Source organism: Nitrosomonas oligotropha, from assembly GCF_900106555.1.
In the GTDB taxonomy this organism is placed as follows: domain Bacteria; phylum Pseudomonadota; class Gammaproteobacteria; order Burkholderiales; family Nitrosomonadaceae; genus Nitrosomonas; species Nitrosomonas oligotropha_A.
Genome location: NZ_FNOE01000005.1, coordinates 65,530 through 85,121 on the forward strand (window position 1 = coordinate 65,530; position 19,592 = coordinate 85,121).

Annotated in this window: 21 protein-coding genes; 7 read left to right on the forward strand and 14 right to left on the reverse strand. The window is 44.7% G+C overall.

The features are described from left to right. Positions 1 to 3 precede the first annotated feature (3 nt). Positions 4 to 1,326, forward strand: a complete 1,323-nt coding sequence (purD, locus tag BLU57_RS04480) for a phosphoribosylamine--glycine ligase (protein ID WP_090316841.1) — start codon at positions 4 to 6, stop codon at positions 1,324 to 1,326. Positions 1,327 to 1,332: 6 nt separating this feature from the next. On the opposite strand, the gene flgL is transcribed toward purD, so the two are convergent. From flgL to flgB, 11 genes are all read right to left on the reverse strand, one after another. Continuing rightward, positions 1,333 to 2,544 carry a flagellar hook-associated protein FlgL gene (gene flgL, locus BLU57_RS04485; protein ID WP_090316844.1) on the reverse strand — a complete coding sequence of 404 codons (1,212 nt, stop codon included), beginning with the start codon at positions 2,542 to 2,544 and terminating at the stop codon, positions 1,333 to 1,335. Positions 2,545 to 2,568: 24 nt separating this feature from the next. Continuing rightward, a complete protein-coding gene (gene flgK, locus BLU57_RS04490) occupies positions 2,569 to 4,473 on the reverse strand; it encodes a flagellar hook-associated protein FlgK (RefSeq protein WP_090316847.1) in 1,905 nt (634 codons plus the stop codon). An 83-nt stretch (positions 4,474 to 4,556) separates the two neighbouring features. Continuing rightward, on the reverse strand, positions 4,557 to 5,564 hold the full coding sequence (gene flgJ / locus BLU57_RS04495; RefSeq protein WP_090316850.1) for a flagellar assembly peptidoglycan hydrolase FlgJ: 1,008 nt from the start codon (positions 5,562 to 5,564) through the stop codon (positions 4,557 to 4,559). Between the two features lie 17 nt (positions 5,565 to 5,581). Next, positions 5,582 to 6,691: a flagellar basal body P-ring protein FlgI gene (locus BLU57_RS04500; RefSeq protein WP_090316853.1), complete on the reverse strand. Its 1,110-nt coding sequence runs from the start codon at positions 6,689 to 6,691 to the stop codon at positions 5,582 to 5,584. Between the two features lie 51 nt (positions 6,692 to 6,742). Then, entirely contained in the window at positions 6,743 to 7,411 is a 669-nt protein-coding gene (locus BLU57_RS04505; RefSeq protein WP_256206129.1) for a flagellar basal body L-ring protein FlgH, read from the reverse strand. 74 nt (positions 7,412 to 7,485) lie between these two features. Then, positions 7,486 to 8,268, reverse strand: coding sequence for a flagellar basal-body rod protein FlgG (flgG, locus tag BLU57_RS04510; protein WP_090316859.1), 783 nt, complete (start codon positions 8,266 to 8,268; stop codon positions 7,486 to 7,488). A 30-nt stretch (positions 8,269 to 8,298) separates the two neighbouring features. Beyond that, positions 8,299 to 9,042, reverse strand: coding sequence for a flagellar basal-body rod protein FlgF (gene flgF, locus BLU57_RS04515; protein ID WP_090316862.1), 744 nt, complete (start codon positions 9,040 to 9,042; stop codon positions 8,299 to 8,301). Between the two features lie 50 nt (positions 9,043 to 9,092). Continuing rightward, the gene (gene flgE / locus BLU57_RS04520; protein WP_090316865.1) at positions 9,093 to 10,355 is read right to left on the reverse strand and encodes a flagellar hook protein FlgE; all 1,263 of its coding nucleotides are present in this window, start codon (positions 10,353 to 10,355) and stop codon (positions 9,093 to 9,095) included. A 12-nt stretch (positions 10,356 to 10,367) separates the two neighbouring features. After that, on the reverse strand, positions 10,368 to 11,036 hold the full coding sequence (locus tag BLU57_RS04525; protein ID WP_090316868.1) for a flagellar hook assembly protein FlgD: 669 nt from the start codon (positions 11,034 to 11,036) through the stop codon (positions 10,368 to 10,370). 11 nt (positions 11,037 to 11,047) lie between these two features. Then, on the reverse strand, positions 11,048 to 11,452 hold the full coding sequence (gene flgC, locus BLU57_RS04530; protein WP_090316871.1) for a flagellar basal body rod protein FlgC: 405 nt from the start codon (positions 11,450 to 11,452) through the stop codon (positions 11,048 to 11,050). A 3-nt stretch (positions 11,453 to 11,455) separates the two neighbouring features. Then, positions 11,456 to 11,866, reverse strand: coding sequence for a flagellar basal body rod protein FlgB (gene flgB, locus BLU57_RS04535; RefSeq protein WP_090316875.1), 411 nt, complete (start codon positions 11,864 to 11,866; stop codon positions 11,456 to 11,458). 228 nt (positions 11,867 to 12,094) lie between these two features. Here flgB and flgA point away from each other — a divergent pair, with 228 nt between their 5' ends. The 5 genes from flgA (at position 12,095) to pbpG (ending at position 15,451) form a co-directional block, all read left to right on the forward strand. Continuing rightward, on the forward strand, positions 12,095 to 12,790 hold the full coding sequence (gene flgA, locus BLU57_RS04540; protein WP_090316878.1) for a flagellar basal body P-ring formation chaperone FlgA: 696 nt from the start codon (positions 12,095 to 12,097) through the stop codon (positions 12,788 to 12,790). Between the two features lie 143 nt (positions 12,791 to 12,933). Continuing rightward, the gene (locus tag BLU57_RS04545) at positions 12,934 to 13,212 is read left to right on the forward strand and encodes an acyl carrier protein (RefSeq protein WP_090316881.1); all 279 of its coding nucleotides are present in this window, start codon (positions 12,934 to 12,936) and stop codon (positions 13,210 to 13,212) included. 126 nt (positions 13,213 to 13,338) lie between these two features. Further along, on the forward strand, positions 13,339 to 13,707 hold the full coding sequence (locus BLU57_RS04550) for an Mth938-like domain-containing protein (protein ID WP_090316883.1): 369 nt from the start codon (positions 13,339 to 13,341) through the stop codon (positions 13,705 to 13,707). A 203-nt stretch (positions 13,708 to 13,910) separates the two neighbouring features. Then, a complete protein-coding gene (locus BLU57_RS04555) occupies positions 13,911 to 14,138 on the forward strand; it encodes a hypothetical protein (RefSeq protein WP_090316886.1) in 228 nt (75 codons plus the stop codon). A 485-nt stretch (positions 14,139 to 14,623) separates the two neighbouring features. Further along, the gene (gene pbpG, locus BLU57_RS04560) at positions 14,624 to 15,451 is read left to right on the forward strand and encodes a D-alanyl-D-alanine endopeptidase (RefSeq protein WP_090316889.1); all 828 of its coding nucleotides are present in this window, start codon (positions 14,624 to 14,626) and stop codon (positions 15,449 to 15,451) included. Between the two features lie 13 nt (positions 15,452 to 15,464). Here the strand turns inward: pbpG and BLU57_RS04565 are convergent, their stop codons facing one another. Beyond that, on the reverse strand, positions 15,465 to 16,970 hold the full coding sequence (locus tag BLU57_RS04565; RefSeq protein ID WP_090316892.1) for a carboxypeptidase M32: 1,506 nt from the start codon (positions 16,968 to 16,970) through the stop codon (positions 15,465 to 15,467). Between the two features lie 120 nt (positions 16,971 to 17,090). Here BLU57_RS04565 and BLU57_RS04570 point away from each other — a divergent pair, with 120 nt between their 5' ends. Next, positions 17,091 to 17,528 (forward strand): CopD family protein, encoded by a 438-nt coding sequence (locus BLU57_RS04570; RefSeq protein WP_090317109.1) that lies wholly within the window; start codon positions 17,091 to 17,093, stop codon positions 17,526 to 17,528. 222 nt (positions 17,529 to 17,750) lie between these two features. Here the strand turns inward: BLU57_RS04570 and BLU57_RS15995 are convergent, their stop codons facing one another. Together BLU57_RS15995 and BLU57_RS16435 are read right to left on the reverse strand one after the other, a co-directional pair. Beyond that, positions 17,751 to 18,479, reverse strand: a complete 729-nt coding sequence (locus BLU57_RS15995) for a PEP-CTERM sorting domain-containing protein (protein ID WP_176776361.1) — start codon at positions 18,477 to 18,479, stop codon at positions 17,751 to 17,753. Between the two features lie 316 nt (positions 18,480 to 18,795). Further along, the gene (locus BLU57_RS16435) at positions 18,796 to 19,488 is read right to left on the reverse strand and encodes a PEP-CTERM sorting domain-containing protein (protein WP_256206116.1); all 693 of its coding nucleotides are present in this window, start codon (positions 19,486 to 19,488) and stop codon (positions 18,796 to 18,798) included. Positions 19,489 to 19,592: the final 104 nt, after the last annotated feature.

Genomic DNA, 19,592 nt, shown 5'->3' on the forward strand with positions numbered 1-19,592 from the left:
ATCATGAAACTATTAGTGATCGGCGGCGGTGGCAGAGAACATGCCTTGGCGTGGAAATTAAGCCTTTCGCCGCGTGTGCATAAAGTATTTGTGGCGCCGGGCAATGCAGGCACCGCATTAGAGCCCGGACTAGAAAATATTTCAATTACCGCCATACCCGAATTAATCGAGTTTGCAACCAAAGAATCGATTGCAATCACGATAGTTGGCCCCGAGATTCCCTTAGCCGCCGGCATAGTGGATGCATTCCGGGCAGCTGGCCTGAAAATCTTTGGACCGACCCGGCAAGCCGCGCAACTTGAAACTTCAAAAATCTTTGCCAAGGAATTCATGCAACGGCATCACATACCGACTGCTGCCTATGCAAGATTTACAAATCCCGAATTGGCGCACGCCTACATCGAGCAGCACCCAATCCCGCTTGTCATCAAAGCCGACGGTCTGGCAGCCGGGAAAGGTGTCGTCGTCGCGCAATCCCGAGAAGAAGCACATTCCGCTGTGAGTGCACTGTTAGTGGAAAAGCACCTTGGCAGCGCGGGACAAGAAATTATTATCGAAGAATTTCTTCAAGGCATAGAAGTCAGTTTCATCGTCATGACGGATGGTAATCATATTCTGCCGTTAGTAACCAGCCAGGATCATAAGCGGCTTAATGATGGCGATCTAGGCCCCAATACAGGCGGAATGGGTGCATATTCCCCGGCTCCTTTTGTTTCTCCCAGCCTGCACGCGCAAATCATGCGCAATATCATTGACCCTGTGATCAATGGACTGAAACAAGATGGTATCCGCTATACCGGATTTCTTTATGCCGGTTTGATGATCACAGCCGGAGATCAGGCAAAAGTATTGGAATTTAATTGCCGCTTAGGCGATCCGGAAACGCAACCGATTATGCTGCGTTTGAAAAGCGATCTTTTACCGCTTATCGAGCACGCTGTTAATGGCACACTCGATCAGGCGGATATTGAATGGGACCGGCGTACCGCACTCGGTGTTGTGATGGCTGCGCAAGGTTATCCGGAGAACCCGAGAAAAAATGATGCGATTTACGGTTTACAAGACTTGATCACAGAACAGGAAAATGCCGGCAACTTTCATATTTTTCATGCCGGAACGTCGATGGGCGGGAAGAACGGAAATGAAATTGTGACAGCAGGTGGACGTGTTTTATGCGTAACGGTATTGGGCGATAGTGTGAAGATGGCGCATCAGGCGGCATACAAATTGGTTGAAAACATCCGTTTTGATGGGGCGCAGGTTCGTCACGATATCGGCCATCAAGGCATAAACTACCAGCGCGGCACTAGCGAAAAGCGAAGCTGAGTGACTCTAAATATAATTGAACAGAGACAGTCCGGAAATTTTAATGTATGACTGCTGCGCAGCTTGAAGATAAAGCTGCTGCCGCTGCAAATCCGACGTTGCTTGCGCAAAGTCAACATCTTGCAGTTGTGAAAGCATTTGCTCAAATTGAATATTTTGATCACTGCCAACACTTTCCAAAGTATCGATCTCTTGCAGCCGCGCTCCGATTGAAGCCTGTTTCGACAGCACATGCTCCAAACTATTATTAATATTTTGTAATGTTGATTTCAAATCGTTCGCCAGCCGGGTACCGCCACTTTGTCCGCTTGCTGGCGTTTCCAATGCAGTAATCAAGTCTCCCACTGTTTTGAAAATGCTTTGATTGCTACTTGGAGATACTGTAAATTTATCTCCATTAGCCGGATTTCCTTTAATACTCAATTGCATTCCATCAAAACTGACTGTATTGTTGCTCACATAAGGATTAGCCGATGAAACAGTCGATCCTGTTGAGGTGTTAACGATATCGTAAGTTGTAACACCAGTTGCCGACACAGCGAATGTAATCTCATAATTACCACCGGTAAGGCTTGAAGGAGTTATCACCGATCCCCCATCAATCACACCACTACCGATGTTTGACGAACTAGCGGCGGTAGCAAAAACACCATTTCCGTTCTTAATGCGCTCGAAAACATCCGTGCCGGAATCACTGACTGCCAGTTGACGTGCAGGACCCACTTGGTTTAAGCGTTGCCCTTGATCTCCAACGTACTGCACAGTTAATCCTGTCTGCGCAAAAGGTTTAGTATTAGCTTGAAATCCTGAGAATAAAAACTGTCCTTTCTCATCGGTTGTATTGGCTAAACCAACGAGTGACTCCAGTTTACTGCGTAACTCAGTAGCAAGCGTCTTTCTGTCAGCATCGGTCAGTGTCGCATTCCCCGCATACACAGTTGAGCTATGCACATCCTGCAGGATTCCGTTAACTTGCCTCAGTACATTTTCTTCCAGTTGAAGCGAGGAACCTGCACTGGATCGATTCACCGAATATTGTTCATTGAGCGCTGCTGATTGAGAAATATTTAATACTTGCGCCGCTGAGATTGGATCATCCGAGGGTGTTAAAATTCGCCGCCCGGTAGACAATTGTTGTTGCGTATTAATCAGTTTCTCTTGCTGCTGGAGCATTAAATTAGTTCCAGTTTCGTAAATTGTGCCTGTACTAACTCGCATGTGAAGTTACCTCTATTCTATTTTTTAACCGAAACGAAGAATTGAGTCAAATAAAGTACTGCTCATTTCAATGATTTTGCTGGAGGCTTGATAAGCTTGCTGGAAACGCAGCAAATTCGCAGCTTCCTCATCCAGATTCACGCCGGATACCGATTGAATAGATTGTTCAGTTTGTGCCAGCAAATTGGCTTGCGCTTTACTCGTTACCTGTAACTCGCGTGTTTTGTTACCAACCTGACTGACAAGCTGGCCGTAAGCAGTCTGGTAATTGGCTGTACCGTTCTCCAGCGTATTCGTTGCTTGCAATGCACCCAGCAGCAACATATTGCGATTATCGGCAACACCATTATTGTTAGGGGTGACAGTAAAAACATCCCCAGCAGCAGGACTACCGCTAATTTGAAATGTATAGCCATTGAAACTGATATCCGTACCCGCTGTATACGTCTGATTAGTAGCAGGCAGCCCTGTCCCAGTTCCTGCGACATCAAATTGCCCATTATAAGGCGTATGAAACGTAATGGTAAGTGGTTGCTGAAGATTGGAATCGAGCGGTAACGGATTTACGGTTCCGGCACTGATGGTGCCAGTACCTTTATTGGTTGATGCGGCATTGGTCCGGTTAGGACCTGCCGCAGCTATCTTAGTTGTGTCATTAATATTGACCGCAATATCCTTTGCGCCATTAATCGTAGGCTGGATGCGGAATCTTTCACTCGCCAGCATCGTGGCACTTGTCACCGATATACCATCCAGTGTTAGCGGCAAACTGCTCGATGGTGTAGCCGATACGTTATCGGATAATCTGGTCAATGTATAGTTTGTCCCATCGTAAGAAAGCTCGTAATCACTGGTTGTCAACGCACTATAATCAGTAATTGAGGTCGAGATATTGGATGCTAAGTTATTAGTAGATGCAGAGATCACGTTAGGTGCCGGTAACGCGAAGAAATTGGTTCCCATGGCGCCATTCAAGTCCATACCGAGTTGATGTTGTGCATTGAAAGTCTGCGCCAAGGTGAGTGCGACTCTCCCAAGCGAATTTTGTGCATTATCAAGCGTATTACTGCGAAAAGAAAAAATACCGCCTAAGGTACCACCGGTGATCTGATCCTCGGGAAGCTGAATAGTGCTGTTACCATTAACCAGCCCAATCGTTAAATTATTCGGACTATCCGGTGTTTTAATCGCTTCCAAGGAAAGGATTTGCGCACCAACCACCAATGCCTGCCCATTCCCAATATATACATTCATCGTACCATCGCTTTGACGCACTGTATCGGTATTAACCAATTTGTTCAATTGATTAATAAGCTCATCGCGTTGATCCAGCATATCGTTAGCAGGCTGCCCTCCGGCTGAACCTTCCGCCCATATTATCTGCTTATTGATCTCTCCAATTTGCTTGGCCAGTGAATTGATATGAACAACCGTGCTGCTGACTTGTGTATTTATCCCTTCCCTTATTTGCGACATGCGTTGATCCATACTATGAAAACGTGCAACTAAGGCATCGGCATTGCTCAGCATCGATTGACGCGAGGGAATAACGCCGGGATTTGTGGCAACATCGTGTATGGCACTGAAAAAATTTTGCAATGTGGGTGAAAGTCCCGATGTAGCCTCGGCAAACATGTTGTCCAGCTGCTTTATCTCAGTATAGTTACTGTCAAGTGACTGGCTCTGTGTTTGTATCTGTAGCGACTGAGTAGTAAGAAATTGACTGTATATCCGTTGCACTGTAGAAGAGTGAACGCCGCGCCCGATAAACCCTGCACCACCGGATTGCGGTGTATTTGTGCTGAGCAAGACTTGCTGGCGATTAAAACCAGGCGTGCCAGCATTGCTAATATTATGACTGGTCGTCAATAATTGGTTTTGCGCAGTTGCTAAACCAGTAACTGCAATATCAAGAATTCCATTTCCCATAATGTTCTTTCAGTTCTTGATCTTAAAAAATATATAACGACAATATCGGCATACTGGTCAAAGAATTAAAGAAAAATTCCGTATTAGATAAATTCGCGATTTTGTAATTTCTCACTATTCAGAATACGCATTAATTTCTCAGCGTACATAGGATCAGTAGCATACCCAGCGCGCTGAAGGCCATTGGCAAATGTCGCGGCATCCGTCGAATTCAATACTTTGGCATAGCGTGGGTTATCCATAAGCAACTTGGCATAATCATTGAATCCCTCTGCGTACGAGCTATAAGCGCGAAATTTTTCAATCGCTTTCTGTGGCACACCATTGATATATTCAGTCGTTGTTTTTTCCACAACGTCCCCTTTCCAATTAGCACCAGCCTTGATGCCAAAAAGATTATGAGTTGGACTATTATCCGCATGACGAATCTCATGTTTACCCCATCCACTTTCCAACGCAGCCTGTGCCAGCATGAAATTAGGTGGAATACCGGTTGATTCGGATGCTGTTTTGGCATGCGGTAAAAGCCTATCGATAAAATTTGCCAGCTGGCTAGGAGCGCTTTTCTTCTGTATGTCCCCCTGAATCGGCGCAGTGAGTCCTTCAATTGCAGAATCGATTTTTCCTGCTGACATCACCGCATTGGATGGGGACCGATAGACTGACCACAGTTGCCCTGATTTATCATTTGGATGCATACCTTCTATCAATGGCGCTTGTTGATTGGAGTTAATCGTTGACAAAATGTTATTTGTTTGGCTGATCGAAGTCTGTGGTTCGATCGATTTATTATTTCGAGATAATTGCTGAACCATCATGTCAGCAATGCCAATTCCTTTGGTGGATATCTTTTGCGCAAGCTGTTGGTCATGCATCTGGGTAAAAAACTGCGTTTGCTGGCTATCAAATATCCCATCCTTAGGTGTCGCCTCGCGCATGCTTTTAAGCAACATGTTCATAAATAATGCTTCAAACTGTTGCGCAACTTTTTGTAACGCTTCGTCTGGATTTTTTTTGGCCATTAAATGCAAGTCATCAACACTTTTGGCATCAACGGCAAGTTTGCTTGAAATATCCGGTGAAATAACCATTCTTAATATCCAGTAAGTTAAATAATTTCCAAATCCGCGCGCAACGAACCGGCAGCTTTCAGCGCCTGAAGAATAGATAGCAAATCCTGGGTGGTAGCGCCGATCGCCGTTAAAGCTTTCACAACTTCACCAAGATCCGCACCATTCGGCAATAACATTAAATTTCCTTCATCGGTACGGATTTCGACCTGTGATCGCTGTGTAACCACTGTTTCACCGCGCTGTGCGAATGCACCAGGCTGACTGATCACCGGTTCGGTATTAATGATTATGGACAGATTGCCATGCGCAACCGCACTTGATTCAAGCGTTACCGCCTGATTCATGACCACTGAACCGGTACGTGAATTAACAATTACTTTTGCCGATGCTCTCGCCGGTTTGACATCCAGACTTTCAATCTGAGAAATAAACATAATTCGCTGGCTATTGTCTACCGGCGCTTTCACCTGCACTACTCTGCCATCCACCGCCGATGCAGCTGTGGGATAAAGTCCATTGATCGCATCAACAATACGGTTTACTGTCGTGAAATCGGTTGTATTTAACTCAAGATTGATAAAATCACCCTGCCCAACCGTCGTTGGAATCTCGCGTTCTACGATACCTCCACTTGTAACACGTCCGACACTGAGATGATTCACTTGCACACTGCTACCGCCAGCTGCGGCTCCGATACCGCCGACCAGAATATTTCCTTGAGCCATGGCATATACTTGATTATCGGCTCCTTTCAATGGAGTCAGCAACAGTGTTCCGCCCCTTAAACTTTTGGCATTACCCATGGAAGAAACTGTGATATCGATATGTTGACCGGGCTTGGCAAACGCCGGCATGGTCGCTGTCACCATGACAGCGGCAACGTTGCGTAATTGCAGGTTAGTGCCAGGCGGCAGATTAACGCCTAATTGGCCCAGCATATTGATGACACTCTGAACTGTAAATGGCGTTTGCGTTGTCATATCGCCACTACCATCCAAACCCACTACCAATCCATAGCCGATCAATTGATTGTTGCGAACACCTTGAATCGATGCTAAATCCTTAATGCGATCGGCAAAGCTGATACCCGGCAGCAGCAAGTTCAACGCAAGTAAAGAAAGAATAATGACGTTTCTGCTTTTCATAATCTTAGATACCGATCTCTGAAGTGTTTATCAATTTGCGCAATATCCCGCTTAGAAAGGCGTAATCGAAAGAAAGAATCGAGACAACCATCCCATCGTTTGCGCTTCGTCAATATAGCCATTGCTTCGATATTCAACACGCGCATCAGCAATTTGCGTTGAAGAAATCGTATTTCCCATGATGTGGGTCGGATTCACAATCCCGGACAATCGGATAAATTCCTGGCCTTGGTTGATACCGATCTGTTTCTCACCGCTCACGACCAGATTTCCATTCGGTAGCGCTTCGATAACCGTTACAGTAATGGTTCCTCTAAAATTATTTTTACTTGAGCTTTCACCGCTGCCATCAAATTTATTATTCGATTTAGCTTCAACCGTTGCGTGTTTCTTTAATAAACTTAACGGAATCCCCAGCAAGCTCGGCACGGAAAAATCAATGCTGCCAGAGCGGCTCGCGTTACTTCCCGAGCTCTTACTGGCATTGGTTGTTTCATTTAAAGTGACAATAATCGTATCGCCAATACTTCGCGCGCGCCGATCTTCAAATAACGGTGTATAGCGCACCCCGCCTGTTGTGCTGTGAACCATTTGCAAAATTCCGCCATTGGGTTGAGCCACTGCGGCTGCATGTTGCGGAGCACGTAATGTATTGGGCTGGTAAGTCGTGGTGGAAGGCGTCATTGCACAACCGGTTGCAAGTGCGCCTAGCACGAGCATGAAAAAATACCGGCTGAAATTATTTAACACTCGATTGCCATTCACCATCACGCTACCCCCGGTAACCCTATCAATCAAAGTTGTGCCAATCGTTGCAACATTTGGTCCGAAGTTTCAATTGATTTGGAATTCATTTCATAGGCGCGCTGAGTCTGAATCATATTCACCAGCTCTTCCACTACGTTTACATTCGAAGTTTCCACAAAATTCTGTTCCAGCAACCCCAATCCGTTGGTACCTGGCGCATTCTGATTGGGAGCTCCGCTCGATGCGGTTTCCTGATACAAATTCTCACCCATCTTTAACAATCCGCCTTGATTAACGAAGCTTGCCAATTGAATATTGCCAACTTGAATAGGCGCAACCGCCCCAGGAACTGTTGCGGTTACCGTACCATCACGTGCTATCGTGACACCCAGCGCATTCGGTGGAACGGTAATCGCAGGTTGAACGGCGTAACCACTGGAAGTCACAAGCTGGCCATTCAGATCGGATTGAAATGCCCCATCGCGGGTATAAGCCGTTGTACCGTCCGGTAGCAAAACCTGAAAAAAACCCACTCCCCGTATGGCGACATCACGTTGGTTCTCTGTTTGTTGCAATCCACCTTGGGTAAATATACTTTCGGTAGAAACCGGCTTAACACCCGTTCCTAACTGCAACCCGGAGGGTAATTGCGTTTGTTGCGATGATTGAGCACCGGGCTGACGTATTGTTTGGTACAGCAGGTCCTCAAAAACAGCGCGGGCCCGTTTAAATCCATTGGTGCTGACGTTCGCTAAATTATTAGAAATCACATCCATTTTGGTTTGTTGCGCATCAAGCCCTGTTTTAGCGATCCATAACGAACGTATCATATGATTTACCTATTAAAATTTATTATCGAATTAGACTCTTACTAGCATTATTTCGCTGGCTTTCTGAGCATTATTCTGCGCGTTATCCAGCATTTTCATTTGCATATCAAATTGCCTGGCCAGGTCGATCATGTTGACCATTTCATGCACAACATTCACGTTACTCTCTTCCAATGTGCCATCGACCAGCTTAACTCTGGCATCAACAGGCGCTTCACCGCCATCCTTGAGCCGGAACAAGCCATCCGTGCCTTTTACAAGCTTATCTTCCGGAGGATTTACCAGCTTGATCCGGCCTACTTGCGCGACGGTATTGGGTTGAGGCGTGATCGGCACGGATGAAACGGTTCCATCAATCCCGATCGTGATGCGAGTATCGGGTGGTAGGGAAATAATGCCCGTATCGCCTTTCACTTTATGTCCGCCATTCGTCTGCAGAATGCCATTGGGACTGACTTGCAAGCTACCATTACGCGTATAAGCTTCCTTGCCATCATCCAATTGAATCGCAATCCATCCGGAACCGCGGACCGCAACATCAAGATCACGGCCGGTAGTTTGCATTGCACCCGGAGTAAAATCGGCACCGGTTGTTGAATCCACGACAAAGGCGCGTGTAGGCAGACCATCACCGTATACCGGAACTGCGCGAAATGCATTGCTTTCAGCGCGATACCCGGTCGTTGATGCATTAGCAAGATTCTGAGCAACGGTCGCTTTCTGATTCAGCGTATGGTTGGCTCCGGTCATTGATGTATAAATCAGTCGATCCATTTTCTACTCAATCCCAATAAGAATCTGTTTTTTTATGTATGAAAGCCGGGTTAAATTTGAGTGATTGTCTGAATAATCTGATCTTGTGTCTCAATTTGTTTAGCACTGGCTTGGTACAAGCGTTGCGCTTGAATCATTTTCACCAATTCCGCTGTCAAATCCACATTAGAATCTTCAACGGCATTGGACTGAAGCACCCCTAGATTGCCAGTTTTCGGCGGACCTACCAAAGGTTCTCCAGATGCCGGAGTCTCCGCCCAGTGACCATCTCCGATTGGAACCAAGCCTTGTGGATTCACGAAATTAGCCAGTACAATTTGTCCCAGTGTTTTTGCTTGACCGCTGCTATAGTTTCCAAGAATTACTCCCTCAGCGCTCACGGTGAAACCTGACATACGGCCAGAAGTGTAACCATCCTGTGTAATCGCATTGACACCGAAATCAGAACCATACTGAGTGGCAGTCGTCATATCGAAACTGACAGCTTGCGGCGTTGTTGCGCCAAGTGTTGGATTAATTAGACTGAAATCAATGTTTAAGGTCAGGGGAGTAGTAATATTCTGTAATACACCATTTCCGTCAAATATCATCGACTGCGAAGGACTTCCACCAATGGTGACGCCAATGGGTACACCGGAAGCGTCTACCTTCCCATCGACAGTTGCGAAGGCGGTCCATGTATTTGCAGTCGTGGCTTTCTGGAAAAACATAGACAAGACATGCGAATTTCCAAGACTATCAACTACTGTTCCCGAGGTTGTGCTGGTATAAGTTTTTGGATTGGTCGCATTAAAAGCGGTAGTAATGGCGGGTTTCCGTGCATCCAAATTAAACCCCAGATCAAATGTTGTGGTTGCTCGCGGTGCAAGATCGGAAGTACTGAATTTTAAATTTGCCGGCACCCCGCTTGCCTTGATATCACCATTCTCATCGGCCATAAAACCTGTCAGATTGGCGCCTGATGCATCAACGATAAAGCCCGAATCATCCACATGGAATTGTCCATTCCGGCTGTAATTTACCGTACCGTTATCGCTCATACGGAAAAAACCCTGTCCGTTGATCGCAATGTCCAAAGGATTATTGGTCGGTGTAATCGTACCTTGACCAAATTGCTGCGCAATCGAAGATATTTTTGATCCTATCCCTACTTGAGCGGTATCTGTCCCCTCCATGGAATTTGCAAAAATATCGGAAAATTGTGCGACAGATTGCTTAAACCCGGCGGTATTCGCATTGGAAATGTTATTGCCAATTACATCCAGGTTGGTTGATGCTGCATTTAATCCACTTAAACCATGCTGAAAAGTCATAATAATCTCCTATCAAAACACCTGTTTAATGTCAGACAAACCAACTAATCCCAATTTATCTCCCATATCCAGGTGCGCACCACCCTCCCCAGGCATTACACTATTTACCTTACCAAATGAGAGGGTATCGACTTTAATGTCATTACCGCCTTGTTTCGCGCTTACCGCAAAGGTATAGTCTCCGTCCACTGCCTGAGTTCCACTATCAGTCTTACCATCCCACGCGATCGTGCTGAGTCCTGTCGGTTGCGCGCCAAGCTCCATTGTGCGAATGGCAATTCCGGCACTATCCAGTATGGTGACTTTTAGCTGATCGACGGGCTGCGCCAATTCCATGCCGGCTATAGCACCATCCCCACTCAACTTGATCGATGTTCCAGGTACGAATGCTTGATGTCCGATTAGTCCCAGCGCTTCGACAGAACGATTATCTTCAGCGCTGGTAACCAATTGCTGTAGCGTCGAATTCAGCTTATCAATACCCGATACTGTACTGATTTGCGCCAATTGACTGGTAACCTCGGCGTTATCCAAAGGTTTTAACGGATCTTGATTTTTCATCTGCGTGACTAAAAGCTTCAAAAACCGATCTTGGGGATTTTCAGTATCTTTCTTACTTGTAATACCCGTAGCTGCACCCGTTGCGGCTGTTTGTGAACTTGCTTGCTGAACTGCATCCATTACATGCTCCTTTATTGACCAATAGTCAGGGTTTTTTGTAACAAGGATTTGGTGGTATTCATCATATCGACGCTGTTCTGATATGAACGCGATGCCGACATCATATTCACCATTTCATCGACAACGTTGACATTCGGCATCGTCACGTAACCGTTTTTATCCGCAAGCGGATGCTTCGGTTCAAACAACTGCCGCATGGGCGATGGATCATGAACGATACCGGCAACTTTAACGCCACTAGCACCGTTCGCATCCGCTTGCAAAGTACTAAAAACCACTTGTCTGCCACGATAGGGCTCACCGGTCGAACTGGTTACACTGTCGGCATTGGAAAGATTACTGGCAACCACATTTAAACGCTGCGATTGTGCGGACATGGCTGAACTTGCGATACCAAATACATTAAATAGTGACATTTTCTATCTCTCCATCATTGCCGATGTTAAGTTTCTAAATTCGTTGTTAATAAATGTAATACTGGCATCATATTTAATGGCATTATCAGCAAATCGAGTCCGCTCCATATCCATATCCACCGTGTTTCCATCCGCGCTGGGTTGCAAAGGAACCCGGTACAAAACGCTATCGCCGAATATTCCAGATCCAGCAGAATTAATATGCATTGATGATGTCGTATTCATAGTTACCTTTTTCAGACTAGGCGTCGATGACAGTCTTTCCTGAAGCATGCTGGCAAAATCGATATCCTTCGCCTTAAAATTTGGCGTATCGGCATTAGCCACATTGCTGGAAAGTAACTCTTGCCTTCCGACTCTCAAACTGAGAGCGTTGTGGTGATAATTTAATTCTTTATCAAGTTTGTTAATCATCGTCTCTACCACCTGATTGAAATTATTTTCTATTCATCTATTAGCATTTAGCATGCCAGCAATAATATATGCACACGTTAATCAACCAATCCGCAAATAAGACATGAAAGCGGTGCTATCTTTGCACTTGGATTTTTTCATGCTCATTTAATATAGCGTCGGGTAGCGGCAATAATTGCCGGATACGGCAAAAATGAATAGTGAGATCAATCTATGATACGTTGCTTAATGACGATACTCTGTTTACCAGTGCTTGCTTCTTCTGCGCTGGCCTCACAGCACAACGCTACAGTGGCGCATCAAGAAATTCCTTTGATCAAAAACGCCATTGAGAATTTTCTTTACAACAATACAGCGTCACTGCCGGGATTAGTGCAGATCAATGTTGGTCAAATTGACAAGCATTTAACCTTGCCCAAGTGCCCTCAGTTAGAACCTTTTATTCCGGCAGGCGGACGTTTATGGGGAAAAACCTCTATTGGCGTTCGTTGTGACAGTGAATTCGCAGCGTGGACTATTTATGTTCAGACTGAGATCAATGTCATGGCAGATGTTTTACATATCGCACGACCCGTATCAACCGGACAAACATTGAGTTATGAAGATATCGCACCGCAGAATGTCAATCTGACGCAGATGCCGGATGGCATACTCACAGATGCGGCTCAAATTGTCGGTAAAGTGGCTGCCACCAACTTGCCCGCCGGTCAACCGATACGTCCGCAAATGCTGCGAGCACCCTACGTGATCATGCGCGGCCAGACAGTGAATTTAGTAGTCCAAGGGCGTGGATTCAGTATTCGATCGGAAGGTCAGGCGTTGGCCAACGCAGCGGAAGGACAAGTCATTCAGGTTCGTAATAAATCAGGCCGGATCCTCAGTGGACTTGCACGTGCAAATTCAATTGTGGAAATTCAGCCGTAACATACTGAGCGTTTTCATCCCTTACACCCGCAGTCATTGGGAATTTTCTGCAAGCACTGCGTAATCCCGCAATCATAATCTTCAATCAGCTTTATAATAAGCGCTAGATTTCTTTAATACTGATAATAATCAAGCGCCTCATTGTGACAAACACAAGCCATACCACTGAAATAAAAAAGATTCTGGCTGATATCTTGGGACTGGGTAACCGGATCGATGCAATAGAACCTGACACAATATTACTCGGCAATATTCCTGAACTCGACTCCGTTGCAGTTGTAACGATCATTCTCGCTTTGGAAAAAAATTTTTCCATCGCAATAACAGATGATGAGATCAGTGCGAAAACATTTGCGACACTCGGTACCTTAGTTGATTTTGTAGAACAGAAAATAACAGACCGTGATAAACAATTCGTGTAGAACCAGCACAAGTATAAAAGACCAATCACCACCGAACAGGTAAAACTTTTGTGGCACCGATTGTTTTTTGATCGGAATCATGCATAATCGCTCACGATAGATTCGCAAACACGAGGAAACAAATCAGTGAAGCTTCATCTCGCAAATTTCGCACAGCAATATATTTTCACGGGTTATGGTGAAGGATATGTATTGATTAATCAAACACGCTACGAAAAAAACTTGATTGTGCTACCTGATCATTTGATTGAGGATTGGCCTGTACTATCCGTGCAAGAGCTCCAAGTTCAGCATTTTGAAAGCTTGTTGCCGCACTCACCCGAAATCATTCTCCTCGGTACCGGCGCTCAGCATAAATTCCCCAGTCACACATTGCTCAGTCAACTGACAAAATTAGGAATCGGAATTGAGATAATGGATACAAAAGCTTGTTGCCGCACTTATAATATCCTGGTTGAGGAAGGGCGTCGTGTCGCTGCGGCTCTTTTGATTTAGCGTTTCAATAAAGAAACAGATCTCTTTCTGTGTCGCTGAATTTCGGCTTGATCAGCTACAGTTAAAATATAAAAATTCGCTTCTTCAATACACAAGATTTTAAAAAGAAATGGCCTGACAGTTATGATTGTGATAAATTCATGGTTGGTAAGTCAGGTATATTAAAATTGGCTTCCTTCATAACATTAATATAGGAGTGGAAAATGAACAAATTTCTTATCGCTGCAGTTGGTTTGGTTTTTTTGATGGGTTCTTCTGTCACCATGGCAAGTGGAAACAAGGAATCTAAAATGCCACCAATGGCTGCTCAAGATATTCTGAACAAATTGTCTTGCGAAGGTAAAAAAGACGGCGAAAAGATTAGAGATCGCACCGATGGTGAAATGATTACCTGTCCTGCCAAAATCAAACAACCAAATTTTGGTAAGTAATAATAAGTCAGTTTTATAGTAACTGGCGAATAGGTCAAGTTAGATAAACAGGCTGATTTTTGCTACATTCGATATAGAAGCAGATTGAATTGAGAGAAATATTCAGCAAATATCGACTTGGCCTATCTTTTTTGCTCAGAAACAAAAGGCCTTTCAGCTTTACGCGCAAACCTCAGCAACACGCACTACCTATGAGTAGTCTGTAAAATCACACACTTTGGTTCTCAATTGCTAATGACATTAAATCATTAAATATCATTACGTTATACAGAACCCTGCAATTTAATTACTAATAAAATCTCTTAACTTTTTGCAAATAAAGAATTTATTTGCAAATTTTTATAAAAATATAGATTAAGATATAGTAAAATTAGGCGCGAAGCATACAAAAAAACTCTAAATTGAATTGGCACTATCCTCGTTCATAAAAATATTTCGATGAATTCATAAGAACCTGTAATTTTTGTCAATCGGAGAGAAAAAGAATGAAATGGGGAATTTTTTTAATTTGTGTTCTGTCTTTTTTAACCAGCAATGCTTTAGCACAAAAAAACAATCCGGATATCAAATCTCAAGCTGCACTCGTATTTAATGCGAAAAATGATCGTGTTATTTATGACAAAAATGCTGACAAAGTAATGCCCATTGCTTCCATTACCAAGTTAATGACGGCCATGGTTACCCTTGATGCGCGTCTGTCGCCGCATGAAAAAATCACGATTACGAATGCCGATGTCGATAAGTTAAAACACTCATCGTCACGTTTGCCTGTTGGCAGCACTTATCCACGTCAAGAGCTGTTGCGATTAGCATTGATGTCATCCGAAAATCGTGCTGCAGCGGCGCTTGGCCGCACTTATCCGGGCGGTGCCAAAGCATTTGTGAGTGCCATGAATGCCAAAGCCAAGAAATTGGGCATGAACAACTCCCGATTTATCGATTCTACCGGCTTGAATAGCGGCAATGTTGCAACCGCACGCGATCTGGCCAAAATGGTTGCAGCTTCAAATAATTACGCTGCTATTCGTGAATTCTCCACCACATCGCAGCATTCCGTATCACCTGGAAACAAACGCGGTCAATTGCAATATGTCAATTCCAACAGTCTGGTGCGCAATCAAGGCTGGGATATCAATGTTTCCAAAACCGGCTATCTGAGCGAAGCCGGACGTTGCCTGGTGATGCAAGCGAAAATTTCCGGACAGCCAATGGTGATTGTATTGCTCAATTCCTGGGGTAAAAACACCCGTATCGGCGACGCCAATCGCGTCAAAAAATGGATCGAGAGCAATCAAGGCCGTCGGCAGGCATAAAACCGGTGAGCGCTCAGGCGAGCCGATAAATTTCACTGTACTTGTTTTTTAGATACTCGACGAAATAATCCGGATTCAGCGGTTCACCAGTAACACGCTCAACTAACTGTTGCGGTGTGTATAGCTTACCCTGGCGATGGATTTTTTCGTTTAACCAATTTTTAATGGGCACAAAATTTCCTGTGGCGATGTTTTGTCCGGTACCGGGTTGCTCGCGCAGCAACGTGTTATAAAACTGACACGCATACATCGCACCCAGCGTGTACGAAGGAAAGTATCCAAACGCCCCACCGCTCCAATGTGAATCCTGCAACACCCCCAGCGTATCGGTCGGCGGTTTAATTCCCAAGTATTTTTGCATTAATTCATTCCAGATTTCCGGCAAATCATCGACGTTCATCGACCCGTCAAACAACCCTTTCTCGATTTCATATCGCAAAATAACATGCAGGGGATACGTCACTTCATCCGCTTCCACTCGGATAAAATCTGGCTTGCACGTATTGATCGCCCGATAAAAAGAATCCACAGTCGCAGATTGCAGATTTTCTGGAAACGCCGCACGGATCGTTTCAAAATAATGCGCGCAAAATGGCTTACTTTGCGCGATCATACGCTCCCAGAACAGCGACTGGGATTCATGGATACCCATCGTCAATGATTCCGTAGCCGGTAAATCGCCAAGTTCATGCGGGCGCCCCTGTTCGTACAACGCATGACCGGTCTCATGAATCACCGAATACAAGGATTCGACAAAATTGCTATCCTTATAGCGCGTGGTAATGCGCACATCGGTCGGATGACTGCCGCCGCAAAACGGATGCACCGACACATCGATACGTCCCTGCTCAATATTAAAACCCATGTCCTGGCTGATTTTGCGCGCCAATACTTCCTGCTTGTCCAGCGCAAACCTGCCCTGCAAGAACGACGTATCCGGCTGAACAGGGTGGCTTTGAATGGCAGCAATCAGCGGTATCAATTCCTGCTTCAGGCGCTCAAAGATCGGCGTGATCACATTCATTGTCGTACCACGTTCAAATAGATCGATATTCGCATCGTAAGGCTCTAAATCCGGCGACACACACTGCGCCCACTCGGTCTTCAACTGTAAAAAACGCTTCAGCACCGGAGCAAAATCGGCAAATTTATTCTCCTGACGGGCTGTCACCCATACGCTATGACCGCGCGAACCCAATTCGGCCAGCTCCTGCACTAGCCGTTTCGACACCTTCGTTTCCAGTTCATAACTGTACAACGCTTCACGGATATTGCAGCGTTCCATCTCACCCAGAGCGGCAAAATCCTTCTCCTTGAGCTCGTGCAAACACTCGCCTAACGCCGGATCAGTCATACGTTCATGAATCACCCCTGCTAGCGTCGCAATCTGCTTGGCCCGCGCATCGCTGGCCCCCGCCGGCATCATCACCTCCTGATCCCAGCCCAACGTGCTCATGACGCCGTTCAAATGCGTAATCTCTTCCAGTTTCTGAACTAAATTCTGATAGTGCTGATTCATCGTAATCTCACTTCTCATTTCAATTTTAAACAGTGTGCAGGTTTCATCGATTCCAAGGGATGGCGCGAACATCGCAAGCCCAGTATCATACCAACTTTAACACTAATCAATCGTACTGCTATGCTTTGGATAAAATCACTGCACATCATTTTCATGGTCACCTGGTTTGCAGGACTTTTCTACCTGCCACGCTTATTCGTCTATCATGCCATGTGCGAAGACGCGCCGGGCAAGGAACGCTTCAAGATCATGGAGCGCAAACTGTATTACGGCATCATGACTCCCGGTGCAGTGCTGACCGTGGTGTTCGGTGTGTGGCTGTGGGTGGGTTATGGCTTTTCCGGTGATTGGCTTTATGCCAAAGTAGCGCTGGTTTTGATATTGATTTACTACCACTATTACTGCGGAAAATACGTCAAAGCGTTTAAAAACGACGCAAACCAGCATGGCCACGTGTTTTATCGCTGGTTTAACGAATTTCCGGTTCTGGTTTTGTTTGCGGTAGTGATATTGGTAGTGGTAAAACCGGATTTATTAGCGATAGTTTCTGAGCTTTAAGATTGCTCACATCCGCTCGGAACGACAACGTCGGCATGATTCTCAATTTTCAAGTGATAGCTAGCTGATCTCTTGCTGTTCTTCCCTCAGTCTGGAAGCTTCTCTGGCTTACGGAAGCTTTGAATAAAAAAGAGAGATCCAATTCAAAACGCTTGAATCTCTCTTAAGTGTTCCTTCTTTAGCCTACGTTAGAAAGACACAGATTCTTTATCTTTATTTTAATTATCCCTTCTTATTGCGTAATGAGAAGCCTACCAAACCCAATCCGATCAACAGCATCGCATAAGTCTCCGGTTCTGGAACTGCCGATACCGTCATTGAGCTGATATAAAATTGATCTGCTTTGCTACCGCCACCGAATCTGAAGTAAAAGTCATGCCCGGTGTGACTCAAAGCGAATTGGCCTACGTCTTTTGGTAGTAATCCTGTAGTCCAGGTTGAATTGTCGAAACTGTATTGGAAAGTCGCATTAGCAATCCAACCCGTCGTATTATGCCCTTCCGCACGAAAACCGACTGAAGACAATGAAACATTCTGGTCGAAATGCAGCCAGATTGCTTCTTTTTCAGTGATGTTATCGTCACTGGTATCATCTTTCTTGTGATAAACACCCAAACCAGCGCCGATTGCATCTTTTCCAGAGAGTTTTCCGTTGTAGCCATTTTCATGATCCTGAACAACAGCTGCTCCAGAACCAAAAGCGCCACTATTGTATGAGCCTTTAGCGTGTACGGTAAGTCCGCCATTGGTGAAACTTAGATCACCGCTGAGTGACGATGCAATGTTTGAACTGCACAGATCGCCGCCACTGCAGGCAATACCATCGGTTGGCAGAAAACCGGTATTAATACCGCCGCTATACTTAAGATTGGCAAAGTCAAAAACTACAGGCGCCGCTACTACTGGGCCGCTTAGCAAGGTGAATAGTGATACAACAGATAAAACACGCATTTTAAATGCTCCTATAAAGATACTTAATTCTGATTTTTTATTATTTTAGATAGAAATAAATTCCGTCACTTGTAGTAACAATAACTTCAAGTGCAATCTAATTCAATAGACCAATGCTCCTGATTTATTAGGACTTTTGTCCTAGCAAAAACTCACACTTGTAATTACTGCAATAAGTATGAAAAAACTTTACTGTAATTAACAGTCATAAAAAATAAAAAGAGATTCAATCAGAATCATTGAATCTCTCGTAAAGTTTCTTTTCTAGTTTGCGCTAAAAAAGAAAATAGTTATTTTTATCTTTATTAGATATCAATCACAAACTTCTTTGGTGACGCAGTGTAAATCCAATCAATCCCAATCCAATCAGCAACATAGCATAGGTTTCTGGCTCTGGAACCGCTGAAACCCAGTTTGAAGGTGTTGGGTGAAGATCGGTCAGAGAATAAGGATCTACCGATATAATTCCAAAAATAGGTTCTGGCTTACCCGAAGTCGTTGTAGCCTGTGTACCGGTAAAATCCGTAATGTCTACACCAGTACCGGATATTGTCCAAATACTGTTGGTATAAGGAGTATCGTCAAACCGGTTGGATTTATTGTGTGCAAACCAATCGATCACGATATGCTGATCATCTGATTTGTAACTACTGTCCATCGTGGTATCACTGTGGTAAGTGAATTTATCAATATCAGCCCCGTGAATTGCCGGTTGTGAAAAGTTTGCACCTGTCAGCGCCGGTCCTTGGTAGACAAAATCGAGTCGATTCACTGTTGAATCATCATGTGAAAAGCCTGGAGACGCCCAATTCGGAGTTAATTCAAACGTGACGACACCGATCGCTGTTTCTGTAATTTTAAGTTCTGCAACAGTAGGATAGCCTGAGCCAAATGACGATGTAGCAGGTAAATCGAATTTATAAGTTGCTGTGTCGCCGACACTAGCAAATGAAGGTGCTGCAATGATACTTAGTATCGAGGCCGTTATAATTGCTAATTTTTTTTTCATTCTAAGCTCCTTTTTTAAAACTACAAATTCAGATAGATAAATTTAAGCTTTGCTATAAATTGTTTACCCGTTACTTATAAACTCTCGCTGCCTTACATTTAACA

Bases quoted from the DNA above. Each gene is read 5' to 3' on its own strand.
- BLU57_RS16435 (WP_256206116.1), bottom strand. From the start codon at position 19,488: ATGAAAAAAAAATTAGCAATTATAACGGCCTCGATACTAAGTATCATT.
- BLU57_RS04555 (WP_090316886.1), top strand. From the start codon at position 13,911: ATGAACAAATTTCTTATCGCTGCAGTTGGTTTGGTTTTTTTGATGGGT.
- flgJ (WP_090316850.1), bottom strand. From the start codon at position 5,564: ATGGTTATTTCACCGGATATTTCAAGCAAACTTGCCGTTGATGCCAAA.
- flgG (WP_090316859.1), bottom strand. From the start codon at position 8,268: ATGATACGTTCGTTATGGATCGCTAAAACAGGGCTTGATGCGCAACAA.
- purD (WP_090316841.1), top strand. From the start codon at position 4: ATGAAACTATTAGTGATCGGCGGCGGTGGCAGAGAACATGCCTTGGCG.
- flgL (WP_090316844.1), bottom strand. From the start codon at position 2,544: ATGCGAGTTAGTACAGGCACAATTTACGAAACTGGAACTAATTTAATG.
- flgB (WP_090316875.1), bottom strand. From the start codon at position 11,866: ATGATTAACAAACTTGATAAAGAATTAAATTATCACCACAACGCTCTC.
- BLU57_RS04505 (WP_256206129.1), bottom strand. From the start codon at position 7,411: ATGCTCGTGCTAGGCGCACTTGCAACCGGTTGTGCAATGACGCCTTCC.
- BLU57_RS04570 (WP_090317109.1), top strand. From the start codon at position 17,091: ATGCTTTGGATAAAATCACTGCACATCATTTTCATGGTCACCTGGTTT.
- BLU57_RS04500 (WP_090316853.1), bottom strand. From the start codon at position 6,691: ATGAAAAGCAGAAACGTCATTATTCTTTCTTTACTTGCGTTGAACTTG.
- flgK (WP_090316847.1), bottom strand. From the start codon at position 4,473: ATGGGAAATGGAATTCTTGATATTGCAGTTACTGGTTTAGCAACTGCG.
- BLU57_RS15995 (WP_176776361.1), bottom strand. From the start codon at position 18,479: ATGCGTGTTTTATCTGTTGTATCACTATTCACCTTGCTAAGCGGCCCA.
- flgC (WP_090316871.1), bottom strand. From the start codon at position 11,452: ATGTCACTATTTAATGTATTTGGTATCGCAAGTTCAGCCATGTCCGCA.
- flgE (WP_090316865.1), bottom strand. From the start codon at position 10,355: ATGACTTTTCAGCATGGTTTAAGTGGATTAAATGCAGCATCAACCAAC.
- flgF (WP_090316862.1), bottom strand. From the start codon at position 9,042: ATGGATCGACTGATTTATACATCAATGACCGGAGCCAACCATACGCTG.
- BLU57_RS04565 (WP_090316892.1), bottom strand. From the start codon at position 16,970: ATGAATCAGCACTATCAGAATTTAGTTCAGAAACTGGAAGAGATTACG.
- BLU57_RS04525 (WP_090316868.1), bottom strand. From the start codon at position 11,036: ATGGATGCAGTTCAGCAAGCAAGTTCACAAACAGCCGCAACGGGTGCA.
- flgA (WP_090316878.1), top strand. From the start codon at position 12,095: ATGACGATACTCTGTTTACCAGTGCTTGCTTCTTCTGCGCTGGCCTCA.
- pbpG (WP_090316889.1), top strand. From the start codon at position 14,624: ATGAAATGGGGAATTTTTTTAATTTGTGTTCTGTCTTTTTTAACCAGC.